The following is a 24,073-nucleotide window of genomic DNA, read 5'->3' as shown; positions in this document are numbered from 1 at the left end:
CTCTGTCCATCGCGGCGCTCTTGTGAGTGCTCGCCACGCACTTCTATAGTGGCCGGCGCGACTGACCACTGAATCAGCCCCGCCCAAGTGCCTTTGTAAAGGACAAGCCTGACCATGATTACCCGCTATCGCCCGTTGAAGACTTGCTACAACGAAAATCCCGTATTGGTCATCGATACTCACTCCAGCCATCGCGATCTGCTTGATGCCGCTGACCAGCGACTGCGTGCCGCCAGCGATCTGCTGGAAACCCTTTACTGTTTATGTTTCAAACAGGCCGACGTGAAAGATATACCTAACATCGTCAATGCTCTTTATTTATTAGTGCAGGATGGCTGTGACTTGCTCGAAGTAGCAAAACACAAACCCCAACAACCAGACCCACACTGAAAACAACTAAAATCCAGAAACAACAGAATGCTTTAATAAACAACCAAAATAGAACTAAGTTGTTGACTCTTACTTTCACCGAGAGCAACACAATGACTGTTTTAACTATCTTTTTTTGCGGCACTGGTTCCAATAAATTCGACGTCGCCCACGAAAACTTCTGGAACGGCGAACTGATTTCCACCTTGGCTGCCAATCATACGGGTTACGAGTTTGCCGAGTGGATCGTGGTCGATGGCCCCGGCAGCGGCAACATGCAGGCCGACGATCTATTCACCAAGACCAAGGAATACGGCATGAGCGGCACCTTGTTCGGCAAGGGCTGGGAAGAAAACGTGTTGCACGCGCTCAATATCATCAAGGGCAAGTGCGACTGGCAACGCGAGCAACTGACTGAAGCCGAATACAATCGCCTGAAGGCTGCCGGCATTCCGATTGAAGATGTAAAAGCCGAGGGTTCGTGGTTTTGGCGCAAATATAATTACGGTAATCGCAGCATTACCCAGCAGCAATTACAGGAAGGAATCATCAAAACCCACCGCAAGGATGGTGTTATTCCTACTCAAGTCAATCTCGTCGGTTGGAGCCGGGGCGGCATCAGTTGCCATATGTTGGCCAATGCAATGTTCAAGGATAGTCTGCTGAAAAACATCCCGGTCAATATCTTTGCGCTTGATCCCGTGCCAGGCATTGGTAACTTTCAGGAAGAGCGCGTCAAACTCGCGGGCAATGTCAAAGAGTATGTAGCGTTCTATGCTCGTGACGAACGCTCCAAAGGGTTCAGTTGCGTCATCCCACAGACCGCTACCGGCACTAAAACCTACATCTATCCTATGGCTGGCCGCCACGCCACCATGGCCGGCAATGCCACCAGCAGTGGCGGCGTCCCGACCGGCGCCAGCGATCTGAAAGCGCTGTCCGAGCCCGGACGCATCGTGCGCCACCTCGCCGAAACCTGCCTCAAACGCTGGGGCGTACGACTGCAAAAAACGTTGAATCTGACCCAGGCCGATCTGGAAAACCTCACCAACGGCATCGCACGCGATGAAGCCAAATACAAATTGATGCACAAACTTTCCTACACCTACTTCACCGAGCTGGACCAAGGCGAGCGCTACGTTTCGCTGGGCAGCAAAGGTGTACCGTTCACCAGCGTGAAGGGCGAGATCTACAAGCCGGCGACCGGCCTGGCAACCAGCTTGCTGGATATTTCGGCGTATCAGCATTTACGTTGAAAAACGATTAAAAATCGGTAGGAACGTCCGATGCAATCTTCATCCCGTTCCTACACGCCACGACTCTTTGTCGCCTATCGCGGCTTGAGGGCACCTATCTATAGTCGTGACTGTCGCTGGCAAATCAGCGGCTCGGGCTTGGTCACCCGGAGGGACACATAAATGCGTCCGTTGTATGCTGCCGGCAGTTCAAATGTCTGCACGCTTAATGGTGGCTGTGTTTGGGACGCCTTTGAGCGTGCCGGACTTGTGTGTTCCTTCGGTTGACCAACCCGAACACAGTTCGCCTCCCATCGCTTGGTCACGGTGGGATGAATCCTCACGACATTTGGAATACACACTATGAAAGCATGGACCCCGCTCCCCCTCGATCGCTACCGCTCACTCGAATCCAGCCTCACCGACACCAAGCCCCTGATCATCGACACAGAGGCCAACCCGCAAGACATCCTCGAATGCGCCGTCCAGCGCCTGCGCGCCTCCAGCGACCTGCTGAAAACCCTCTACTGCCTCAGCTTCAAACAAGGCGACGTCGAAGACATCCCCCACATCACCCACGCCCTCTATCTGCTGACGCAGGATGGCTGTGACCTGCTGCAGGTCGCGCAGCAGCAGATGCTCGGCTGGAAAGCACCGGCCTGAGATTGACAATGTTCGGATCGCTCTGCCGCATCACCTGAGAGCGATCAATAAAAACGTGATCAAACATTGGAGCAACCATGAGCGAGTTTTTTGATGCACTGATGGAAAGCGTTCAGGAAATGGACGAGATCTTGCACGCGCAGCGCTGCAACTCGCCCCTTGCTCCGAAAATATCTGAAAAGAACACGCTGACTTTTCAGCAGAAACAAGCCTATTACGACAAAGTACACCGCTCGAGTTATCTCGCCAGTTTACGCATTGAAGGCTTTGAAACGGTGCCTGCCGATGCGGCTGAATCATTGCCTGTTCGGCAGCAAATCCTTGATCGATACCGTCACAACACTAGCTGATCCCAGAGAGTGATCTGCGGCGCTTAAGTGGCATTATTCTGGCTGTTTACATGAAAAAAATCTTGAATAATGGCAGTTAACAGGAGCCGTTATTGCCGACTCCACGCCAAGAGGCAACCTTCTACTTAAGTGCTATTATTCTGGCAGTTAAGGAAAAAAAATGAAGGAATACTGCCACATGGCCAAGAAAACAGCGCCACTTCTGCCCGCCTCCGCTCGACTGCTGTCCGAATTTGGCGAACGGCTGAAGCTGGCTCGTCTACGCCGCAAGCTGACGGCAAAGCAGGTCGCTGAACGGTCAGGCATGTCGCTGACCACCTTGCGCAATCTGGAGTCAGGCGAATCAGGAGTAACCATCGGCGCTTATCTGTCGGTCATGCAGGTGCTGGGCCTGGAAAAGGATCTGAATCAGCTTGCCGCGACCGATGAAATGGGCCGACAGCTACAGGATGCTCAGTTAATGCCTGCATCAAGATCCCCAATCAAAAAGCCACAGCGAGTACGCGGAGTCAGCGCGTTAAAAAAAGCTGCATCCGATCACAGCGAGACTTCAAGCGTCATCGATGCCGCTACTACAACAAAACTTCCGGACGATTTTCCAATCAACACGCACACTCTCTCCAATCTGTTGAAGAAGAAAAAGCCAGGCTCCACGACAGGTGAAAAATGACGCTGATCGCTGTTTATGCAGATTGGGAATCGTTGAACGGCGCCAGGCGTCTCGGCTTCCTGCATGCCCGTAAGACACGCAATACCAACGTATTCGAGTTTGAATACGATCCCGTAGCGCTGGCCGACCCCGAGTTAAGCTTCACACAGCTGGACCCACGAATCGGACTTTTTCAAGGACGTCAGTTTCCTGGTCAACATCAGACTCGTTTTGGCGTCTTCGCTGACTCAAGCCCTGATCGTTGGGGCCGACTGTTAATGAAGCGGCGCCTGGAGAGGGATATCCGCGACGGTTTGATTCCCAAGGGCAGCAAGCTATTCGAGTCTGACTATCTCCTTGGCGTGCATGACCAGTTCCGCGTCGGCGCCATCCGCTACAAGCTCAACGACGAGGGTAATTTTCTCGACGATCGCGATGGCGTTGCTGCCCCACCCTTTGTTGAATTGCGTGCGCTGGAACAGGCGAGTCTGGCCTTGGAAAACGACACGGACAACACCGCACTCGATGGCCGCGAATGGCTAAGAATGCTCATCGCGCCGGGTGGCTCACTGGGCGGCGCCAGACCAAAAGCCAGTGTGGTCGACGAGCATGGCCAACTGTGGATCGCCAAGTTTCCGAGTACGCGAGACGACTTCGATGTAGGTGGCTGGGAAATGCTGGTGAACGCCTTGGCGGTCAACTGCGGGCTACGTGTCGCAACCGGCATGGCACGACGTTACGCGAGCGACCACCACTGTTTTCTGATCAAACGCTTCGACCGAACCGAACGCGGTGGGCGCCACCACTTCGCCTCAGCCATGACCCTGACCAACCGCACCGACGGCGACGACGCTTCAACAGGCGCCAGCTACCTTGAGTTGGCGGAAGTACTCATGGAACACGGTTCGGAGCCCAATGCAGACCTTCGCGAGTTATGGTCGAGAATCGTCTTCAACATCCTGGTATCCAACACCGACGACCACCTGCGTAATCACGGATTTATTCTGGATCCCGGTCGGGGATGGCGCTTGTCGGCAGCGTATGACATGAACCCCGTAGCGCATGCAGATGGGTTGAAGCTGAACATCACTGATGCTGACAACGCGTTGGATCTGGAGCTGGCGAGGGAAGTGGCGGGGTATTTTCGAGTGAGCTCGATACATGCAGAAGAAATAATTGAGCACTTTAAATCCGAGATCAGCAACTGGCCGGAAGTAGCACGTGTATTGGGACTATCCAAGCGTGAACAGGACCTTATGGCAACAGCGTTTAGTGCCCTTTAATGCCCACAAAAAAGCCGCCCCTGGAGGCGGCTTTTTAGTTCACAACGAACCAATCTTACAAATTGGGACCCGCAGCCTTGATCGCGTCGCTCACTTCGAACTTCTTGAAGTTCTCGATGAACAGACCGGCCAGGGCCTTGGCCGCTTCGTCGTACGCAGCCTTGTCAGCCCAGGTGTTGCGTGGGTTGAGCAGGTTGGTTTCAACGCCCGGTACGGCCAGTGGCACGTCGAGGTTGATGGTGTCCAGGTGCTCGGTGGCGGCACCGATCAGCGCGCCGCTCTGGATTGCAGCGATCACCGCACGGGTGGTCGGGATGTTGAAGCGTTTGCCGACGCCGTAGCCGCCGCCGGTCCAGCCGGTGTTGACCAGGTAGACCTTGGAGCCGAAGCCGCGGATGCGCTTGATCAGCAGTTCGGCGTATTCGCCAGCCGGACGCGGGAAGAACGGCGCGCCGAAGCAGGTGGAGAAGGTCGACTTGATGCCGCTGCCCGAACCCATTTCAGTCGAGCCCACCAGCGCGGTGTAGCCGGACAGGAAGTGGTAGGCCGCTTGTTCTTCGTTGAGGATCGACACTGGCGGCAGCACGCCGGTCAGGTCGCAAGTCAGGAAGATTACAGCGTTTGGCTCGCCGCCCAGGTTCTGCTCGGAACGCTTGGCAACGTGCTCCAGCGGGTAGGCCGCGCGGCTGTTCTGGGTCAGGCTGACATCGGTGTAGTCGGCGTGTTTGGCGTCGTCGATGACCACGTTTTCCAGCACAGCGCCGTGTTTGATGGCTTTCCAGATGACCGGCTCGTTCTTCTCGGACAAGTCGATGCACTTGGCGTAGCAGCCACCTTCGATATTGAAGACAACGCCTTCGCCCCAGCCGTGTTCGTCGTCACCGATCAAGTAACGGCTTTCGTCAGCCGACAGGGTGGTTTTACCGGTACCCGACAGACCGAAGAACAGGGTCACGTCGCCTTCTTCGCCGATGTTGGCAGCGCAGTGCATTGGCAGCACGTCAGCGGCCGGCAGCAGGAAGTTCTGCACGGAGAACATGGCTTTCTTCATCTCACCGGCGTAACGCATGCCGGCGATCAGCACTTTTTTCTGCGCGAAGTTGATGATCACGCAACCATCGGAGTTGGTGCCGTCACGCTCTGGTACGCACTCGAAGTTGGCCACGTTGAGCACTTGCCACTCGTCACGACCGGCCGGGTTGTACTGGGCCGGGTTGATGAACAGGCAACGACCGAACAGGTTCTGCCAGGCAGTCTGGGTGGTCATTTTCACGGCCAGGTAGTGATCTTCAGCCGCACCTACATGCACATGGGAAACAAAGTGCTCTTGCGCGTTGTTGAACGCCTCGACACGAGCCCACAGCGCGTCGAACTTGTCGGCCGGGAACTTGCGGTTGATCGGGCCCCAGGCGATAGCGGCCTGGGTGGAAGGCTCTTCAACGATGAAACGATCGACTGGCGAACGACCGGTACGGTGACCGGTGCGAACGACCAGAGCGCCGGTATCGGCAAGCTCGCCCTCACCGCGTTGCAGGGCTTCTTTTACCAGATCATCAACACTCAGATCGGTGTACACGGCGTTATTGGCTTGCGTCATGAGGTTCCCCGTCGGCCAGTGGCCGAGTGTGCTCCAAACGTTTTGTAGTAGAAAGTCGTGCACTACTACCGCGAAAAAAGTGGGCCGGATTATGCCAGAAAAGCCCAAAAAGAGTAGGGTCCTCCCGTCGTAACGGCGAAATTCCGTCGTTACGCAGTGAATTTACCTGCGCTGAACCGTTTTAGTGCCGGGTATCTGACGGCGTGTCGACGCCTGCGCCAGCGAACAACTGAGCAATATCGGCCGCATCGAACAGATAACGCTGGTTGCAGAACTGGCAATCGATCTCGATTTCGCCACCGCGTTCGGCCACCAGTGCCTGCGCGTCTTCCAGACCCAGACTGACCAACGCATTGCCCGAGCGTTCCCGCGAGCAGCTGCAACGGAAGCGCAGGTTCTGCACATCGAACAGTCGTACCTGCTCTTCGTGGTAGAGGCGATGCAGCACGGTTTCGTTGTCCAGGCTGAGCAATTCATCGGCGGTCAGGGTGCTGGCCAGCGCGGTGATGTGCTGCCAGCTGGCGGCGCGGTCTTCTTCGTCTTTCAGACGGTCGGCCGGCAGTTGCTGCAGCAGCATGCCACGGGCACGACGACCGTCGGCGAACAGCTTGAAGCGCGTGCCGACCTGTTGCGACATGACGAAATAATTGGTGAAGCATTCCGACAGGGTTTCACCATCGAGGTCGACGATACCCTGGTAACGCTGGCCGATCGTCGGGTCGACGGTCAGGGTCAGGTCACCACCCGGCATCAGGTCGGCAAGCGTGGCATCGGCCGCGATCTGCTCGGCGTTGTATCGCGCCAGACCACGGATCTCGCGCTCGCTGGAGCATTCGATCATCAGCAGCGGAATCGGGCCTTCGGAACGCGCCTGCAGAATCAGCAAGCCGTCGAACTTCAAGGTGCCCACCAGCAACGAAGCGGCCGCCATCAGTTCGCCCAGCAACTGCGCGACCGGCTCCGGGTACGGGTGCTTGGCGAGGACTTCGGCGTAGCTGCGTTCCAGCGCCACCAGTTCGCCGCGAGTGTCGCTGTCATCGAAGATGAAGCGTTGGGTGTAGTCGGTATCCGGTAGGTCGGTCATAGGTCTGGGTATCTGAATTGATGACAAAAAGGTTACAAAAGATGAAAATCCCGCGCTTTCTTCGCACCTGTTTGGTGCAAAACGTTCAGCCACGGGAGGCATTTTATGAACAATCCGGGTTTGTTCCAATCAAGGTGGAACCTCGGCCGGCTGGTTCTGTGTAACGTAGTGCCATTAGCGCTACTGGCTTTCTGGTTATGGCCTACGGGCCAGATGCTGTGTGTGATTTTCGACGAGTGGCTGTTTCGCTCACTCAATGCACCACTGGCCAGCAACCCCATATGGCTCCACATCTGGGCAATTGCAAGTCTGCGCCCGTTCGACATCGTTGTCGGACTGATTCTGCTGACGCTGCTGATCAAGGGCGACTGGGTGTTCAAGGCGATTGATGTGCGTCGCGCCTTCTTCGGTTTTTTCTCCATTCTGCTGTTGATGGTGGTGATCCGCGCGCTGTTTTCCAAATTCGCCGACTACATGGACTGGCAACACAACAGTCCGTCGATGGTGCTGGAAGGCGCGGTGCACCTCAGTGACTACTTCCCGCAACTGGAAAAAGCCTGGGAGCTGAAGGATCGCTCAAGCCAGAGCTTCCCCGGTGACCACGCTTCGGTGTTGCTGATCTGGGCGCTGTTCATGGGCGTGTTCAGCCGTACGGTCGGGCAGTTCCTGACGGTCTGGGGCCTGGCGCTGCTGTTCATGCTGCCGCGTCTGGTGGCCGGCGCACATTGGGGGCAGGACGATTACATCGGCGGCCTGCTGCTGGCGGTGTGGGCGTTGGGCTGGGGTTACTACACGCCGTTTGCCTGTCACGCGGCGAATTTCTGGCTGAAGGTAACGGCGCCGATTTTCGCTTTGCTGGGCAAGCTGCCGGTGGTTTCGCGGATGAGTGTGGTGTCTGCCGCAAACTGACAGTCGCGTTAAGACCTGTGGCGAGGGAGCTTGCTCCCGCTCGGCTGCGTAGCAGTCGCTTTACCCGTCGATGCAGTTGTATTTTGAAATACGTGCTCGCCTGTACAGGGCGTCCTTCGGACGCCAGCGGGAGCAAGCTCCCTCGCCACAAGTGTGTTCGTCGCACACTACTCGTTGCTGCTGCCACGAAACTTAAACAGATCCCGCCGCTGCTTCTTGCTCGGCTTGCCATCGGTGCTCACGCCCAACGCCCCGGCCTTGCGCATCGCCGCTGCCGCTTCACGTTTGGCAATACTCGCCTCGGTCTCGGTATACAGCGTCTGCGCCTCGGGTGCGCCGCGACGCACGATCGACAAGGCTTCGACCCTCACCGTGCGCTCTTCAAAGCCGGTACGAATCTCGAATTCATCACCAATGCGTGGCTCTTTGCCAGGCTTGCAGCGGTCACCTCGGCAATGCACCTTGCCACTCTCGATCGCGGCTTTGGCCAGGGCCCGGGTTTTATAAAAGCGCGCCGCCCACAACCACTTGTCGAGACGGACCTTGTCGTCCTCTTCGCTTTTTTGTGCCATGGAATTTCCTCATTCTGAAATATTGATGAACTGTACTACCGTTTCTGTCGTGCCATGAATTACGCCGTCCCGGATTACAATGCGCAGCAGCCGACACCCGCTTGAGGGGTCGGCAATCCGGGCCGTAGATATCTGTCGCCTTTTAACCATTATTCTGCGTGAATACCGCGAATTCGGCCGTACGTGGCCCGAGCGGTTTCTGCCGGTTGAGTACCTTTGAAGACATTTGACCATTTGACCGTTGTCGGTCTGCGCGAGTGGGTGGCGCTCCCTGATCTGGGAGTCGCGGGCCTGCGGGCGAAAATCGACACCGGCGCCAGCACCTCCAGCCTGCATGCCACCGACATCGAGCCGTTCGAACGCGACGGCGAGAAGTGGGTGCGCTTCACCGCGCACCTGGGCACGGTGGTGCAGTTGCGTCACCGGCGCTGCGAAGCACCGCTGGTGACGCGAAAAACCATTAAAAGCTCCAACGGCCAGGCCCAGGTGCGCTATGTGATCAGCACCACCCTGGCCCTCGGTGATCGGGTCTGGGCAGTCGAGTTCACCCTCGCCTGCCGCAAGTCCATGCGCTATCGCCTGTTGCTCGGTTCCAAAGCCCTGATCGACGGCCAGTTGGTGGTCAATCCGGGCATCAAGTATGTACAAGACAAGCCGGTGTTCCCGGTATCTACCTCCTCCACAGGTGTTGCATGAAGATCGCTGTGCTGTCGCGGAATCCGCGTCTGTATTCCACCCGTCGTCTGGTCGAAGCCGGCACCGAACGCGGGCATGAAATGGTAGTGGTCGACACCCTGCGCGCCTACATGAACATCGCCAGCCACAAGCCGCAGATCCACTATCGCGGCAAGCCGCTGGAAGGCTTCGACGCGGTGATCCCGCGGATCGGTGCGTCGGTGACGTTCTACGGTTGCGCCGTGTTGCGCCAGTTCGAAATGATGGGCGTGTTTCCGCTCAACGAGTCCGTAGCCATCGCCCGTTCGCGGGACAAACTGCGTTCGCTGCAACTGCTGTCGCGGCGCGGCATCGGCCTGCCGGTAACCGGCTTCGCCCACTCGCCGGATGACATTCCCGACCTGATCGACATGGTCAACGGCGCGCCGCTGGTGATCAAAGTGCTGGAAGGCACCCAGGGTATCGGCGTGGTGCTGTGCGAAACCGCGACCGCGGCCGAATCGGTGATCGAGGCGTTCATGGGCCTGAAGCAGAACATCATGGTCCAGGAATACATCAAGGAGGCCGGCGGTGCCGACATCCGCTGCTTCGTGGTCGGCGACAAGGTGATCGCGGCCATGAAACGTCAGGCCAAGCCGGGCGAGTTCCGCTCCAACCTGCACCGTGGCGGCAGCGCGAGCCTGATCAAGATCACCCCGGAAGAACGCATGACCGCGTTGCGTGCGGCCAAGGTCATGGGGCTGGCGGTGGCGGGTGTGGATATTCTGCGTTCGAACCACGGCCCGCTGGTGATGGAAGTGAACTCGTCGCCGGGCCTGGAAGGGATCGAGACCACCACCGGTAAGAACGTGGCGGGGATCATCATCGAACACCTTGAGAAGAATGGCGGGCCGAATATGACTCGGACCAAGGGCAAGGGTTAACCCGTCAGAAATGTGGTGGCTGGGCGGCCGCGTTCGCGAGCAAGCCCGCTCCCACATTTTGGAATGCGTTCCGCTGTGGGAGCGGGCTTGCTCGCGAAGGGGCCATCAGCCCCACTGAATATCTCGGCTGTCAGACGGCATCCCGCGGCAACATCAACCCCAACGGCAATCGCACTCGCGCCTCCAGTCCGCCCCCGGAGCGGTTGCGCAACTCGACATTGCCGCCATGCATCGAAGCAATCCGCTTCACGATCGCCAGGCCCAAACCCGTACCTTTGCCACCCCGCGCACGGTCGCCACGGGTGAACGGGTTGAAGATCGCTTCCAGCTCCGACGGATCAATCCCCGCGCCACGGTCCATCACGCTCAGCACCACGTACGGTGCGCTGGTATCGCCGGACACATAAGCCGCAACCTCGACGCCGCTGCCGGCGTGATTCAAGGCGTTGCCGATCAGGTTGTTCAGCAGGCGTTTCATCGACACCCGGCGCAGTGGAAACGGCTGGATCGGCTCCAGACGCAAGCGCACCTTCTCTTCGTTCTGGTTGTACGGTGCGGCCACCTCACGCACCAGATCGCTCAGGTCCACCTCTTCCACCGACTCGTCGCGACCATCGCGAATGAACGCGAGGAACTGGTCGAGAATCGCGTCCATGTCTTCGATGTCGCGCACCATGTCGTCGGTCAAATCGTTGCGGTCGCCCATCAGCTCCAGCGACAGCCGCAAGCGGGTCAGCGGCGTGCGCAAGTCATGCGACACCCCCGCCAGCATCAACTCACGCTCACGGCCGGCCTGCTCGACGTCTTCGGCCATCTGGTTGAAGGCGCGATACACCTCGGTCATCTCGCTGGGCGTATCGCTGATCGGCAGACGCACGCTGCGACCCTGACCGAGTTGCCGCGCGGCATATACCAGACGTTTCAACGGCTGGTTGAGCTGGCTGACGAAAATCCATGCCGAGGCGGTGGACAGCAAACCGATGGCGAGGAACCAGCCGAGCACGTTCCAGATTTTCTGCCCGCGCAGCGGATGCGGGTACAGCGGCACTTTCAGCCAACCGTCGCCGAGGCTTGGCGCACGCACCCACAGCGCCGGCGGCGAGTGCATGCGCAAACGCACTTCGGTGTCGGCGCCCAGCTCCGCCTGCATCTGCCGCTGATAGATTTCACTGTACGGCCAGTGCTGTTCGCCCTCCGGCACCCCGGCGCCGACCACCCGGATCAGGGTCGCGGCATCGGCGATCTTCGCGCGGTTTTCTTCATCGGCCGCCCAATAGGCGCGCAGCGTCAGGGCGACGCCGTGGCTGTACTGACGATCCACCAGCACGTCCTCGTTCATCAACAGATAAACCAGGGTCAGCGCCTTGGAAAACAGCACGACGATGAGCACCAGCCAAAGGGTGCGGGAGAAAAAACTTTGGGGGAACCAGACGGGGGTTTTCATCGATAACCGTTAAACACTTGCAGGAGCGAGCAATGCTCGCATATTGCGGATTGCGAGTCTGCGTAGAGGGTCGATCAACCCGATGCGCAGACCCGCTCCTACAAATCGCCGATCACTTGGTGGCGGCGCCGTCCGGTACGAACACGTAGCCCACACCCCAGACAGTCTGGATATAGCGTGGTTTCGACGGATCCGGCTCGATCATCCGGCGCAGACGGGAAATCTGCACGTCGATGGAACGCTCCAGGGCATCCCACTCGCGGCCACGGGCCAGGTTCATCAGTTTGTCGCGGGTCAGCGGCTGACGCGCGTTCATCACCAGTGCCTTGAGTACCGCAAACTCACCGGTGGTGAGCATGTGCACTTCTTCGCCTCGTTTCAGCTCACGGGTCGCCAGCGACAGCACGTAATCACCGAAGGTGACATTTTCGTCTTCGCTGCCCGGCGCGCCCGGCACCGGTGCGGCCTGACGACGCAGAACCGCTTTGACCCGAGCCATCAGCTCGTCCGGGTTGAACGGCTTGGCCAGATAGTCATCGGCGCCCAGTTCCAGGCCCTTGATGCGGCTCATCTCATCGCCTTTGGCGGTGAGCATGATGATCGGAATCTGATTGTTCGCCGCCCGCAGGCGACGGCATGCGGTCAGGCCGTCTTCGCCCGGCAGCATCAGGTCGAGGACGACCAGATTGAACACTTCACGCGACAGCAGACGATCCATTTGCTCGGTGTTCGGTACGGCACGGGCACGGTAGCCCTTGCTGACGAAGAAACGTTCCAGCAGGCTGCTCAGCCCCGGATCGTCGTCAACAATAAGAATTTTTTCGCCTTCAGCATTGTTTGCAGTGCTGCTCATTGGATGCTCCTTTTAGCTCGGCGCGCATTATGGCGTAGCTGCCGTTATACGCACCGTGTGCATTGTTAGCAGATTTTTCCTTCACTGCCAGAAAACCGGGGTTTATGCCTACAGACTGCTACACCCCCGAATGACAGAACGCTGGTTATAATGCGCGGCGTTTTGTGCCAGGCAACGTCTGAATCGTTACCGCAGGTGGCCGGGCTTTTTTCCCGGTGGCCGCAGTAATTGTTCGATTTCACGGGTCAATGGGCTGCCTCTTGACCCAGGCAGCGGCAATTTTCTAGCCGCTCAACCAGACTCCGGGCCTTTATTTCCGTGCCTGCGAGCCTGCTTTCACAATATGTCAGGTGGTTTTATGGACAGCATCAACAGCCGCATCGCCGAGGAACTCGGCGTACGCCCGCAACAGGTCGAAGCGGCCGTCGCGCTACTCGATGAAGGCTCTACCGTTCCCTTCATCGCCCGTTACCGGAAAGAAGTCACCGGCAGCCTCGATGACACCCAGTTGCGTCATCTGGAAGAGCGTCTGCGCTACCTGCGAGAACTCGACGAACGGCGTATCAGCATCCTCGCCAGCATCCAGGAGCAGGGCAAACTCACCCCGGCCCTTGAGCGCGACATCAAGCTCGCCGACACCAAGACCCGCCTCGAAGACTTGTACCTGCCGTACAAGCAGAAGCGCCGCACCAAGGGCCAGATTGCCCTGGAAGCCGGCCTCGGCGAGCTGGCCGACGGCCTGTTCAACGACCCGAACCTGACGCCGGAAACCGAAGCCGCCCGCTTCGTCGACGCCGAAAAAGGCGTGGCCGACGTCAAGGCTGCGCTGGAAGGCGCCAAATACATCCTCATGGAGCGCTTCGCCGAAGACGCCAGCCTGCTGGAAAAGCTGCGTAACTTCCTCAAGCAGGAAGCGACCATCAGCGCCCGCGTGATCGCCGGCAAGGAAGAAGAAGGCGCGAAGTTCCGTGACTACTTCGAACACGACGAGCCGCTGAAAAGCATGCCGTCGCACCGCGCACTCGCCATTTTCCGTGGCCGCAACGAAGGCATTCTCAGCTCTGCGCTGAAAGTCGGCGACGAACTGCCGGGCACCATGCACCCGTGCGAGGGCATGATCGGCCAGCAATTCGGCATCCAGAACCAGAACCGCCCCGCCGACAAATGGCTCGGCGAAGTGGTGCGCTGGACCTGGAAGGTCAAGCTTTACACCCACCTCGAAACCGACCTGCTCGGCGAACTGCGCGACAGTGCCGAAACCGAGGCGATCAACGTCTTCGCCCATAACCTGCATGACCTGTTGCTGGCCGCGCCGGCCGGCCCGCGCGCCACCCTGGGCCTCGACCCGGGCCTGCGTACCGGCTGCAAGGTCGCGGTGGTCGACTCCACCGGCAAACTGCTGGATCACGCCACGGTTTACCCGCACGTGCCGCACAACAAGTGGGATCAGACCATCGCGATTCTGGCCGCCCTGTGCGCCAAGCACTCGGTTGACCTGATCGCCATCGGCAACGGCACCGCCAGTCGCGAAACCGACAAACTGGCGATCGAGCTGATCAAAAAATACCCAGCGATGAAGATGACCAAGGTCATGGTCTCCGAGGCCGGCGCATCGGTGTACTCGGCATCGGAACTGGCGGCCAAGGAATTCCCGGACCTGGACGTGTCGATCCGTGGTGCGGTGTCCATCGCCCGTCGACTGCAGGATCCGCTCGCCGAGCTGGTGAAGATCGATCCGAAATCCATCGGCGTCGGCCAGTACCAGCATGACGTGTCGCAACTGAAACTGGCACGTGGTCTGGACGCGGTGGTCGAGGACTGTGTGAACGCCGTCGGCGTCGATGTGAACACCGCTTCGGTGGCGCTGCTGGCGCGGATCTCCGGCCTCAACGCGACTCTGGCGCAGAACATCGTCGCCCATCGCGACGAACACGGTGCGTTCAAGACCCGCGCAGCGCTGAAGAAAGTCGCGCGTCTGGGCGAGAAAACCTTCGAACAGGCCGCAGGTTTCCTGCGCGTGATGAACGGCGACAACCCGCTGGATTCCTCGGCCGTCCACCCGGAAGCCTATCCACTGGTACAGCGGATTGCCGCTGAAACCGATCGCGACATTCGCTCGCTGATCGGCGACGCCGCGTTCCTCAAGCGTCTGGATCCGAAGAAATTCACCGACGAAACCTTCGGTCTGCCAACCGTCACCGACATCCTGCAAGAACTGGAAAAACCGGGCCGCGACCCGCGTCCGGAGTTCAAGACTGCCGAGTTCCAGGAAGGCGTCGAAGACCTGAAAGACCTGCAACTGGGGATGATCCTCGAAGGCGTCGTCACCAACGTGACCGCGTTCGGTGCATTCGTCGACATCGGCGTGCATCAGGACGGTCTGGTGCACATCTCGGCGCTGTCGGAGAAGTTCATCAAGGACCCACGCGAAGCGGTGAAGGCCGGTGAAGTGGTGAAAGTGAAGGTCATGGAAGTCGATATCCCGCGCAAACGCGTCGGTCTGTCGATGCGCATGAGCGACACCCCCGGCGAGAAAATCGACGGTGCCCGTGGTTCGCGTCCAGGCTCGGCACCGCGCCAGTCTTCGGGCAACGCGCCGCGTAAGGAAACGGCCACAGCCGCTCCGGTGAACAACGCCATGGCCTCGCTGTTCGCCAACGCCAAGCAGTTGAAGAAACGCTGATGGAAGTTCCGGCCGGGCTCGTCGAGAGCGCGTTTTTCAAGCTGTTGGGCTGCCGCCTGCACAGCCTGGAAACCGGAGTGGCGCAAGTCGCCCTGGTGTTGGAACCGCAACTGCGCAATCGCGGCGGCAAGTTGCACGGTGGCGCGCTGTTCAGTCTGGTCGATATCGCCATGGGTCTGGCCTGTTCCAGCACCCACGGCTTCGATCAGCAGAGCGCGACCATCGAGTGCAAGATCAACTACATCCGCGCCGTGTCCGACGGTGAGGTGCTGTGCACGGCGCGGGTCATCCACCCGGGCCGCCGCACTTTGGTGGTCGAGGCCGACGTGATGCAGGGCGACAAACTGGTCGCAAAAGCGCAAGGCACGTTCGCTGTCCTGTAGATGTTGTTCATCATTTTGAGTTAATTTCGGCGCTGTGATCGCAGCGTCGAGCTTTTCTGTGGGAGCGGGCTTGCTCGCGAAAGGGGCGTGTCAGTGTGCATGACTGTGACTGATACACCGCATTCGCGAGCAAGCCCGCTCCCACAGGGACCGCATAATCTTCGCGTGCATCTGCCAGATTCAGGGATTGAAGTCGGCGGTTCGAAAGGGGCTTCGTGAGCCCAAAAAACCAGGCGAAAACGCCAGTTTCAACTTCACCCTTGTAGACCGTCCTGCCCACCCCCATATTGGGGCGACTGACGCGTGAAGGAATCCAAATTGAGCGAACTTCTCAACCGCCGCCTGGCTCTGCTCGGCGAGCGCGCCAACCTCTCTCTGCTCGAACAGTGCCTCCACGGTATCGAACGTGAATGCCTGCGCGTGACCAGTGAAGGTCGTCTGGCGCAAACGCCGCACCCGGAAGCCTTGGGTTCCGCGCTGACCAATGAACAGATCACCACCGACTACTCCGAGTCGCTGCTGGAATTCATCACCCCCGCCCTGCCCGATCCGGCCGATACGCTGGCGAGCCTGGACAAGATTCATCGCTTTGCCTACAGCAAGCTCGGCAACGAGTACCTGTGGAGTCCATCGATGCCGTGCCCGTTGCCGGCCGAGGAAGACATCCCGATCGCCTATTACGGCACGTCCAACATCGGTCAGCTCAAGTACGTCTACCGCAAGGGCCTGGCCCTGCGGTACGGCAAGACCATGCAGTGCATCGCCGGGATTCACTACAACTTTTCCCTGCCGGAAAAGCTCTGGCCGCTGCTGCGCGAGGCCGAGGGTTTCGTCGGCACCGACCGCGACTTCCAGTCATCGTCGTACATCGCGCTGATCCGCAACTTCCGCCGCTACAGCTGGCTGCTGATGTACCTGTTCGGGGCTTCGCCGGCGCTGGATGCCGGTTTCCTCCGTGGGCGCTCGCATCAACTGGAACAGCTCGATCCGGATACTTTGTATCTGCCGTACGCCACCAGCCTGCGCATGAGCGACCTTGGGTACCAAAGCAACGCCCAGGCCGGCCTGACGCCTTGCTACAACGATCTGGCGAGCTACACCGACAGCCTGCGCAAGGCCGTCGCCACGCCGTACGCGCCGTACGTTGAGGTCGGCACGCACAAGGATGGCGAGTGGGTACAGCTCAACACCAACATCCTGCAGATCGAAAACGAGTACTACTCCAACATCCGCCCGAAACGCGTGACCTACACCGGCGAACGGCCGATCCAGGCCCTGATGGCCCGTGGCATTCAGTACGTCGAAGTGCGTTGCCTGGACATCAACCCGTTCCTGCCGATGGGCATCGACCTTACCGAGTCGCGCTTCCTCGACGCGTTCCTGCTGTACTGCGCGCTGAACGACAGTCCGTTGCTGACCAGCAATTCCTGCAGCAACGCCACTTCGAACTTCCTCAGCGTGGTCAAGGAAGGCCGCCGTCCGGGTCTGCAATTGCAACGTGACGGCGAAGCGGTCGAGCTGAAGGTTTGGGCAGCCGAGCTGCTGGAAAAAATCGCTCCACTGGCGGCCCTGCTCGATCAGAGCCATGGCGGCGACGCGCACAGCAAGGCGCTGGACGCGCAACTGGCCAAGGTCAAGGATTCGTCTCTGACCCCTTCGGCCCAGGTGCTGGCGGCGATGGCCGAGCACAAGGAGAGCTTCGCGCAATTCTCCCTGCGTCAGAGCCAGGCGCATGCCGAGTTCTTCCGCAGCGAGCCGTTGGCGGCGGATGAGCAAGTGAAGTTTGAGGAGCTGGCACGTTCGTCGCTGGCGGCGCAGGCTGAACTGGAGCAGAACGAGGTGGGCGATTTCGATGTGTTTGTCGGGTCGTATCAGGCGAGCATTCTGGCCATCAGCAACTAACCACTATTCCCTGTGGCGAGGGAGCTTGCTCCCGCTCGGCTGCGCAGCAGTCGCAATTTCAGTCCCCCGGTGCATAAGAAGCACCGTGATGAATTGATATTGGAGTCCTTCGGCCTCCAGCGGGAGCAAGCTCCCTCGCCACAATGACCTCACCAGCAATCCCTCACGCCTTAGATTTTTCCGCTCATAAGCTAAGTCTAAAAAGTTATTTATTTTTAGATTCTTAGATCATTTAGTCTCCTTTCACGCCGATCATCGGTCGCCTGACTTGGAGCACTCCCCATGAAACTGAATTTCCCGCTTCGCCTGCTGGCCGTGGCCTCGTTGGCTGCTGCGAGCTTTCTGGCGCAGGCCGCCGACCTCACCGTCGCCTACCAGACCACCGTTGATCCGGCGAAAGTCGCCCAGGCCGATGGCGCCTACGAGAAAGCCACCAAGGCCGACATCAGCTGGCGCAAGTTCGATAACGGCGCCGACATCATCGCCGCCATCGCTTCCGGTGACGTGCAGATCGGCTACCTCGGTTCCAGCCCGCTGACCGCTGCGATCACCCGCAAAGTCCCGGTGGAAACGTTCCTCATCGCCACCCAGATCGGTGCCGCCGAAGCGCTGGTCGCTCGCGACGGTTCCGGGATCAAGACCCCGCAGGATCTGATCGGCAAGAAAATCGCCGTGCCGTTCGTGTCCACCGGTCACTACAGCCTGCTCGCGGCGCTGAAACACTGGAACATCGATCCGTCGAAAGTCACCGTGCTCAACCTCGCGCCGCCAGCGATCATCGCCGCATGGAAACGCGGTGACATCGACGCCACTTACGTCTGGGATCCGGCCCTCGGTGTGGCCAAGGAAAACGGCAAAGTGCTGATCACTTCCGGCGAACTGGCCAAGTTCGGCGCGCCGACGTTCGATGCGTGGATCGTGCGTAAAGACTACGCCGAGAAGCACCCGGAAATCGTCACCGCGTTCGCCAAGGTCACCCTCGACGCCTACGCCGATTACCGCAAGGACCCGAAAGCCTGGCTCGCCGACCAGTCCCACGTCGACAAGCTGGTGAAGCTCTCTGGCGCCAAGGCCAGCGACATTCCATTGCTGCTGCAAGGCAACGTCTACCCGCTGGCGGCTGATCAGGTGATCACCCTCGGCGCGCCGACCACCAAAGCCATCACCGACACCGCCGCGTTCCTCAAGGAGCAAGGCAAGGTCGAAGCCGTACTGCCGGACTACGCGCCGTACGTCAGCGCCAAATACATCACCAACTGATCGGGAGTTAACTGCGATGGCCTTGCTACAGCTGGAGCGCATCAGCGCACAGTACCCGGGCAGCCCGGAACCGGTGCTGGCGGACATTTCCCTGACCCTCGGGCCTCAGCAATTGCTGGTCGCCCTCGGCCCGTCCGGCAGTGGCAAGACTTCGCTGTTGAACCTGATTGCCGGCTTCGTCGAACCCAGCGCCGGGCGCATCACCCTCGACGGCGTGCCGGTCAAAGGCCCGAGCGCCGAACGTGGCGTGGTGTTCCAGGATGACGCCCTGCTGCCGTGGCAGGACGTGCTGGCCAACGTCGCTTTCGGTCTGGAACTGGCCGGCGTTGCCAAGGACAAACGCGAACAGCGCGCCCGCGAGATGCTCGCGCTGGTCGACCTCTCCGGTTTTGAAAAGCGTCGCATCTGGCAGCTTTCCGGCGGCCAGAAACAACGCGTCGGCCTGGCCCGCGCCCTCGCCGCCGACCCGCGCGTGCTGCTGATGGACGAACCCTTCGGCGCCCTCGACGCGTTCACTCGCGAGCAGATGCAGGAGCTTTTGCTGCAAGTCTGGCAGCGCACCGCCAAACCGGTGTTCCTGATTACCCACGACATCGAAGAAGCAGTGTTTCTCGCCACTGACCTGATTCTGTTGGCACCGAATCCGGGGCAGATCGTCGAGCGTCTGCATCTGGATTTCGGTCAGCGCTACGCCGCCGGTGAGTCGGCACGGGCGATCAAATCCGACCCGCGTTTTATCGAGACCCGCGAGCACGTGCTGAGCAAAGTGTTCTCGCAACGCAGCGCCGTTCAACGGCAGGAGCGCGCATGAGCAGTTACGACGTTTCCGCCCCGGTAGCAAAAGCCCCATCGGTGGTGATTCCCGTGCGGCGCAGCCTCAGCACCCGCTGGATCAGCCTGCTGACCCTGTTCGCCTTGCTGGTGATCTGGTGGGCGGTGACTGCCAGCGGTTTGATCGAACCGCTGTTCCTGCCGCCACCGTCCGCCGTGCTGCAAAAAGGCTGGTTGCTCGCGACCACCGGTTACATGGATTCGACCCTGTGGCAGCACTTGGGCGCGAGCCTGAGCCGCATTGGCCTGGGTCTGGGTTTCGCGATTCTGACCGCGGTGCCGGTGGGCATCGCCATCGGTGCCAATCGTATTGCCCGTGGTGTGCTTGATCCGCTGATCGAGTTCTACCGGCCGATTCCGCCATTGGCTTATCTGCCGCTGATCGTGATCTGGTGCGGCATCGGCGAGTTGTCGAAAGTGCTGCTGATCTACCTGGCGATTTTCGCGCCGATCGCCATCGCTACCGCGACCGGCGTGCGAACCGTTGACCCGGCTAAATTGCGTGCCGCGCAGTCGCTCGGTGCCACTCGCGCGCAACTGATTCGTCATGTGATTTTGCCCAGCGCGTTGCCGGATATTCTCACTGGTGTGCGCATTGGTCTGGGCGTCGGCTGGTCGACCCTGGTCGCCGCCGAACTGATCGCCGCCACCAGCGGCTTGGGCTTCATGGTGCAATCGGCCGCGCAGTTCCTGGTCACCGATGTGGTGGTGCTGGGGATTCTGGTGATCGCCCTGATCGCCTTCGCCATGGAAATGGGCCTGCGTGCCCTGCAGCGCAAACTGGTGCCGTGGCACGGCCAGGCGCATTGAATACTTGCCATCCAAAACCTGTGGGAGCGGGCTTGCTCGCGAATGCGGCGTATCAGTCACAGAAATGTCTTCTGACACACCGCATTCGTCGGAACGCCGCCCGGAGCAAGCCCGCTCCCACCAAAAGCTCAAAACCCGAATTCCAGAGACCCACCATGAGCAGCCTGACCATCACCCCATTAAGCTCGGCCCTCGGCGCGCAGATCAACGGTGTCGACGTCAGCCAGCCATTGAACCTGGAACAGCGCGACGCCATCGAGCAGGCGCTGCTCAAGTATCAAGTGCTGTTTTTTCGCGAGCAGCCGATCGAACCGTCGCAACAGGCGCGTTTTGCCGCGTACTTCGGCGACCTGCACATTCACCCGATCTACCCGAACGTGCCGGAGCAGCCCGAAGTGCTGATCCTCGACACCGCCGTCACCGACGTGCGCGACAACGCGATCTGGCACACCGACGTGACGTTCCTGCCGACCCCGGCGATGGGCGCGGTGCTCAGCGCCAAGCTGCTGCCCGAGTTTGGCGGCGACACCCTGTGGGCCAGCGGGATTGCCGCGTATGAAGCACTGTCGGCACCGATGAAAAACCTGCTTGAGGGGCTGACCGCGACTCACGATTTCACCCGCTCTTTCCCGTTGGAACGCTACGGCAATACGCCGCAAGCCCTGGCCCAGTGGGAAGAGGCGCGACGCAAGAACCCACCGTTGTCACACCCGGTAATCCGCACCCATCCGGTCAGTGGACGGCGCTCGTTGTTCGTCAACGAAGGCTTCACCTCGAAGATCAACGAACTGTCGGAAACCGAGAGCGAAGCGATTCTGAAATTCCTGTTCGCTCATGCGACCCGACCGGAATTCACCATTCGCTGGCGCTGGCAGAAGGACGATATTGCCTTCTGGGACAACCGCGTGACCCAGCATTACGCGGTGGATGATTACCGTCCGGCACGACGGGTGATGCAACGGGCTACGGTGTTGGGGGATGTGCCGTTTTTTAAATAAAGCCTGATTTATGTGTTGTGTTTAAAGGCCCCTTCGCGAGCAAGCCCGCTCCCACAGTTTGATCGTGTTTCTTCAGGAGGAACGCGATTAACTGTGGGAGCGGGCTTGCTCGCGAAGGCGTCAATGCAGGCGCCAGATCAACCGGCGCCTGACAATTATTCAGCCGTCGAAGGCTTCTCCCAAAGATTGATCCCGCCCTCTTGGGCAAACCGGTCGATCTCCGCCAGTTCCTCGGCACTGAAACTCAGGTTCTTCAACGCCCCGACGTTCTCGATGATCTGCTCCGGCCGGCTCGCGCCGATCAGCGCCGAGGTCACGCGTGGATCACGCAGGGTCCAGGCCAGTGCCAGTTGCGCCAGGCTCTGACCGCGACGCTTGGCGATCTCGTTCAATGCGCGAACATGCGCAATGTTGGCCTCGGACAGGTGCGAAGCCTGCAGCGAACCACCGCCCGGACGATTGACCCGCGCATCCGCCGGCACGCCGTTGAGGTATTTGTCGGTCAGCAGACCTTGCGCCAGCGGGGTGAAGGCGATGACGCCAGTACCGAGTTCTTCGGTGGTGTCGAGCAGGTCTTTTTCCACCCAGCGATTGAGCAGGTTGTACGCCGGCTGATGAATCAGCAGCGGTACTTTCCATTCCTTGAGCAGCGCAGCGATCTCGCGGGTTTTCACCCCGGAGTACGACGAGATACCGATGTACAACGCCTTGCCCTGCTGCACGGCGGTGGCGAGGGCGCTGGCGGTTTCTTCCAGCGGGGTGTCCGGGTCGAAGCGGTGCGAATAGAAGATATCCACATAGTCCAGACCGAGGCGCTGCAGGCTCTGGTCGAGACTGGCCAGCACGTATTTGCGCGAACCGCCGCCCTGACCGTACGGGCCGGGCCACATGTCCCAACCGGCCTTGCTGGAGATGATCAGCTCGTCGCGGTAGTGCTTGAAGTCTTCGCGCAGCAGGCGACCGAAATTGATCTCGGCGCTGCCGTACGGCGGGCCGTAGTTATTGGCCAGGTCGAAGTGGTTGATCCCCAGGTCGAACGCGGTGCGCAGCAAGGCGCGCTGGGTGTCGATCGGCGTGCTGTCGCCGAAGTTGTGCCACAGGCCCAGCGACAGCGCCGGCAGTACCAGACCACTGCGGCCGACACGGCGGTAAGGGATGGAGTCGTAGCGGTTTTCGGCAGCGCTGTAAGTCATCGAATCCTCTCTTGTTTGATTGCCAGCAAATTGAGGGTGAATCCCAATATTGTGGTGAGGGGATTTATCCCCTCACCACAGGGTGTTTACACAAATCTGTTTTGCGGTCGGGCGAGGCCCAGGTTTTCGCGCAAGGTCCGGCCCTCATACTCGGTTCTGAACAGCCCACGCCGCTGCAGTTCCGGGATCACGCCATTAGCGAAGTCTTCGAGTCCGCCCGGCAGATGTGGCACCAGCACGTTGAAGCCATCCGCCGCGCCCTGCTCGAACCACTCCTGCAAGCGGTCGGCGATCTGCGCCGGCGTGCCCACCAGGCTGTAATGCCCGCGCCCACCGGCAATCCTGCGGCCCAATTCGGCGAGGGTCAGATGCTCCCGCCCTGCCAGTTCAGTCAGCAATTTCTGCCGGCTCTGCTGGCCGCTGTCGGTCAGCGGCAACGCCGGCAGCGGTCCGTCCAGCGGGTACTTCGACAAGTCGAAGTTGCCCAGCATACGCCCAAGCAACGCCACGCCAACCTCCGGTTCGACCAATTGCTGAAACGTTTCACATTTTTCCTGCGCTTCGGCTTCTGTCTGGCCGACGACGACAAACACCCCCGGCATGATTTTCAGCGAATCGGCGCTGCGCCCGTACTTGGCCAAGCGGCCCTTGAGGTCGGCGTAGAACGCCTGCGCTCCGGCCAGCGAAGTCTGCGCGGTGAACACCACCTCAGCGGTCTGCGCCGCCAGTTCACGCCCGGTTTCAGACGAGCCTGCCTGCACGATCACCGGTTGCCCCTGCGGCGAGCGTGCGACATTCAGCGGCCCCTTGACCCGGAAGTGCTCGCCGACGTGATCCAGCACATGCAGCTTCGCAGGGTGGTAATACGCGCCACTGGCCTTGTCGCGCACAAAGGCATCGTCCTCCCAACTGTCCCACAGCCCGGTGACCACCTGATGAAACTCGCGGGCGCGGCTGTAGCGTTCGGCGTGGCCGATGTGCTCGTCGCGACCGAAATTCAGCGCCTCGGCGGCGTTGTCCGAGGTCACCAGATTCCACCCGGCGCGGCCACCCGACAGATGATCGAGCGAAGCGAATTTACGCGCCACGTGGTACGGCTCGTTGTAGCTGGTGGTCGCCGTGGCGATCAGGCCGATGTGCTCGGTCACCGCGCTCAGGGCCGAGAGCAAGGTCAGCGGTTCGAAGTGATCCGAGCGCGCCATGCGGCTGGCGATGTCCTGGGTCGGCGCGGCCACACTGTCGGCGACGAACAGCGTGTCGAACTTCGCCGCCTCGGCAATCTGCGCCAGACGCTTGTAGTGGGCGAAATCCAGCCCGGCATTCGCCGGAACCTGCGGGTGACGCCACGCGGCGACGTGGTGCCCGGTGGCCATGAGAAAGGCGCCGAGTTTCAGCTGTCTGCTCATC

23 protein-coding genes are annotated in these 24,073 nt (G+C 59.9%); 16 read left to right on the top strand and 7 right to left on the bottom strand.

What is annotated here, in order from left to right; genetic code table 11:
- The first annotated feature begins 114 nt into the window (after positions 1-114).
- The 6 genes from LCH64_RS06475 (at position 115) to LCH64_RS06450 (ending at position 4,549) form a co-directional block, all read left to right on the top strand.
- On the top strand, positions 115-390 hold the full coding sequence (locus tag LCH64_RS06475) for a hypothetical protein (protein ID WP_003220660.1): 276 nt from the start codon (positions 115-117) through the stop codon (positions 388-390).
- A gap of 92 nt (positions 391-482) precedes the next feature.
- Positions 483-1,625, top strand: coding sequence for a hypothetical protein (locus tag LCH64_RS06470; RefSeq protein ID WP_103485306.1), 1,143 nt, complete (start codon positions 483-485; stop codon positions 1,623-1,625).
- A 342-nt stretch (positions 1,626-1,967) separates the two neighbouring features.
- Positions 1,968-2,267 (top strand): hypothetical protein, encoded by a 300-nt coding sequence (locus LCH64_RS06465; protein ID WP_226499791.1) that lies wholly within the window; start codon positions 1,968-1,970, stop codon positions 2,265-2,267.
- A gap of 170 nt (positions 2,268-2,437) precedes the next feature.
- Positions 2,438-2,617, top strand: coding sequence for a YhfG family protein (locus tag LCH64_RS06460; protein WP_226499978.1), 180 nt, complete (start codon positions 2,438-2,440; stop codon positions 2,615-2,617).
- Between the two features lie 178 nt (positions 2,618-2,795).
- Entirely contained in the window at positions 2,796-3,287 is a 492-nt protein-coding gene (locus tag LCH64_RS06455) for a helix-turn-helix transcriptional regulator (RefSeq protein ID WP_045122694.1), read from the top strand.
- A complete protein-coding gene (locus LCH64_RS06450) occupies positions 3,284-4,549 on the top strand; it encodes a HipA domain-containing protein (protein ID WP_226499790.1) in 1,266 nt (421 codons plus the stop codon). Before LCH64_RS06455 ends, LCH64_RS06450 begins: the two co-directional genes overlap by 4 nt.
- A 55-nt stretch (positions 4,550-4,604) precedes the next feature.
- Here the strand turns inward: LCH64_RS06450 and LCH64_RS06445 are convergent, their stop codons facing one another.
- Both LCH64_RS06445 and hslO read right to left on the bottom strand, forming a co-directional pair.
- A complete protein-coding gene (locus LCH64_RS06445; protein ID WP_103485309.1) occupies positions 4,605-6,146 on the bottom strand; it encodes a phosphoenolpyruvate carboxykinase in 1,542 nt (513 codons plus the stop codon).
- A 181-nt stretch (positions 6,147-6,327) separates the two neighbouring features.
- Complete coding sequence (hslO, locus tag LCH64_RS06440) at positions 6,328-7,230, bottom strand: Hsp33 family molecular chaperone HslO (RefSeq protein WP_103485310.1); 903 nt, start codon at positions 7,228-7,230, stop codon at positions 6,328-6,330.
- A 105-nt stretch (positions 7,231-7,335) separates the two neighbouring features.
- Between hslO and LCH64_RS06435 the strand changes: the two genes are divergently transcribed.
- Positions 7,336-8,139: a phosphatase PAP2 family protein gene (locus LCH64_RS06435; RefSeq protein WP_103485311.1), complete on the top strand. Its 804-nt coding sequence runs from the start codon at positions 7,336-7,338 to the stop codon at positions 8,137-8,139.
- Between the two features lie 167 nt (positions 8,140-8,306).
- Here LCH64_RS06435 and LCH64_RS06430 read toward each other — a convergent pair whose 3' ends face one another.
- On the bottom strand, positions 8,307-8,711 hold the full coding sequence (locus LCH64_RS06430; RefSeq protein ID WP_003220645.1) for an RNA-binding S4 domain-containing protein: 405 nt from the start codon (positions 8,709-8,711) through the stop codon (positions 8,307-8,309).
- Between the two features lie 234 nt (positions 8,712-8,945).
- Here LCH64_RS06430 and LCH64_RS06425 point away from each other — a divergent pair, with 234 nt between their 5' ends.
- Together LCH64_RS06425 and rimK are read left to right on the top strand one after the other, a co-directional pair.
- Positions 8,946-9,407 carry an ATP-dependent zinc protease gene (locus tag LCH64_RS06425; protein ID WP_007964698.1) on the top strand — a complete coding sequence of 154 codons (462 nt, stop codon included), beginning with the start codon at positions 8,946-8,948 and terminating at the stop codon, positions 9,405-9,407.
- Positions 9,404-10,309, top strand: a complete 906-nt coding sequence (rimK, locus tag LCH64_RS06420) for a 30S ribosomal protein S6--L-glutamate ligase (protein ID WP_003220641.1) — start codon at positions 9,404-9,406, stop codon at positions 10,307-10,309. Before LCH64_RS06425 ends, rimK begins: the two co-directional genes overlap by 4 nt.
- Before the next feature lie 130 nt (positions 10,310-10,439).
- Here rimK and LCH64_RS06415 read toward each other — a convergent pair whose 3' ends face one another.
- Together LCH64_RS06415 and ompR are read right to left on the bottom strand one after the other, a co-directional pair.
- The gene (locus LCH64_RS06415) at positions 10,440-11,753 is read right to left on the bottom strand and encodes an ATP-binding protein (protein ID WP_003220639.1); all 1,314 of its coding nucleotides are present in this window, start codon (positions 11,751-11,753) and stop codon (positions 10,440-10,442) included.
- Positions 11,754-11,865: 112 nt separating this feature from the next.
- A complete protein-coding gene (ompR, locus tag LCH64_RS06410) occupies positions 11,866-12,606 on the bottom strand; it encodes a two-component system response regulator OmpR (RefSeq protein ID WP_003220637.1) in 741 nt (246 codons plus the stop codon).
- A gap of 358 nt (positions 12,607-12,964) precedes the next feature.
- Here ompR and LCH64_RS06405 point away from each other — a divergent pair, with 358 nt between their 5' ends.
- The 7 genes from LCH64_RS06405 to tauD all read left to right on the top strand — a co-directional run bounded on the left by LCH64_RS06405 (position 12,965) and on the right by tauD (position 21,473).
- Positions 12,965-15,289 (top strand): Tex family protein, encoded by a 2,325-nt coding sequence (locus LCH64_RS06405; protein ID WP_226499789.1) that lies wholly within the window; start codon positions 12,965-12,967, stop codon positions 15,287-15,289.
- Positions 15,289-15,672: a PaaI family thioesterase gene (locus LCH64_RS06400; RefSeq protein WP_003220635.1), complete on the top strand. Its 384-nt coding sequence runs from the start codon at positions 15,289-15,291 to the stop codon at positions 15,670-15,672. The genes LCH64_RS06405 and LCH64_RS06400 overlap by 1 nt, the downstream gene beginning before the upstream one ends.
- Positions 15,673-15,990: 318 nt before the next feature.
- A complete protein-coding gene (gene gshA, locus LCH64_RS06395; RefSeq protein ID WP_226499788.1) occupies positions 15,991-17,574 on the top strand; it encodes a glutamate--cysteine ligase in 1,584 nt (527 codons plus the stop codon).
- A 282-nt stretch (positions 17,575-17,856) separates the two neighbouring features.
- The gene (tauA, locus tag LCH64_RS06390; RefSeq protein ID WP_226499787.1) at positions 17,857-18,834 is read left to right on the top strand and encodes a taurine ABC transporter substrate-binding protein; all 978 of its coding nucleotides are present in this window, start codon (positions 17,857-17,859) and stop codon (positions 18,832-18,834) included.
- A gap of 16 nt (positions 18,835-18,850) precedes the next feature.
- Positions 18,851-19,645, top strand: coding sequence for a taurine ABC transporter ATP-binding subunit (gene tauB, locus LCH64_RS06385; RefSeq protein ID WP_226499786.1), 795 nt, complete (start codon positions 18,851-18,853; stop codon positions 19,643-19,645).
- Positions 19,642-20,475, top strand: coding sequence for a taurine ABC transporter permease TauC (gene tauC, locus LCH64_RS06380; RefSeq protein WP_226499785.1), 834 nt, complete (start codon positions 19,642-19,644; stop codon positions 20,473-20,475). Before tauB ends, tauC begins: the two co-directional genes overlap by 4 nt.
- 155 nt (positions 20,476-20,630) lie before the next feature.
- Positions 20,631-21,473, top strand: coding sequence for a taurine dioxygenase (gene tauD, locus LCH64_RS06375; RefSeq protein WP_226499784.1), 843 nt, complete (start codon positions 20,631-20,633; stop codon positions 21,471-21,473).
- A gap of 155 nt (positions 21,474-21,628) precedes the next feature.
- On the opposite strand, the gene mgrA is transcribed toward tauD, so the two are convergent.
- A complete protein-coding gene (gene mgrA / locus LCH64_RS06370; protein WP_226499783.1) occupies positions 21,629-22,666 on the bottom strand; it encodes an L-glyceraldehyde 3-phosphate reductase in 1,038 nt (345 codons plus the stop codon).
- An 86-nt stretch (positions 22,667-22,752) separates the two neighbouring features.
- Positions 22,753-24,072 (bottom strand): LLM class flavin-dependent oxidoreductase, encoded by a 1,320-nt coding sequence (locus LCH64_RS06365; protein WP_226499782.1) that lies wholly within the window; start codon positions 24,070-24,072, stop codon positions 22,753-22,755.
- Position 24,073: the final 1 nt, after the last annotated feature.

Source organism: Pseudomonas sp. MWU16-30322 (genome assembly GCF_020515535.1).
In the GTDB taxonomy this organism is placed as follows: Bacteria; Pseudomonadota; Gammaproteobacteria; order Pseudomonadales; family Pseudomonadaceae; genus Aquipseudomonas; species Aquipseudomonas fluorescens_H.
The sequence above is the reverse complement of the archived record's forward strand: the minus strand, read 5'-3'. Positions and strand labels throughout refer to the sequence as shown.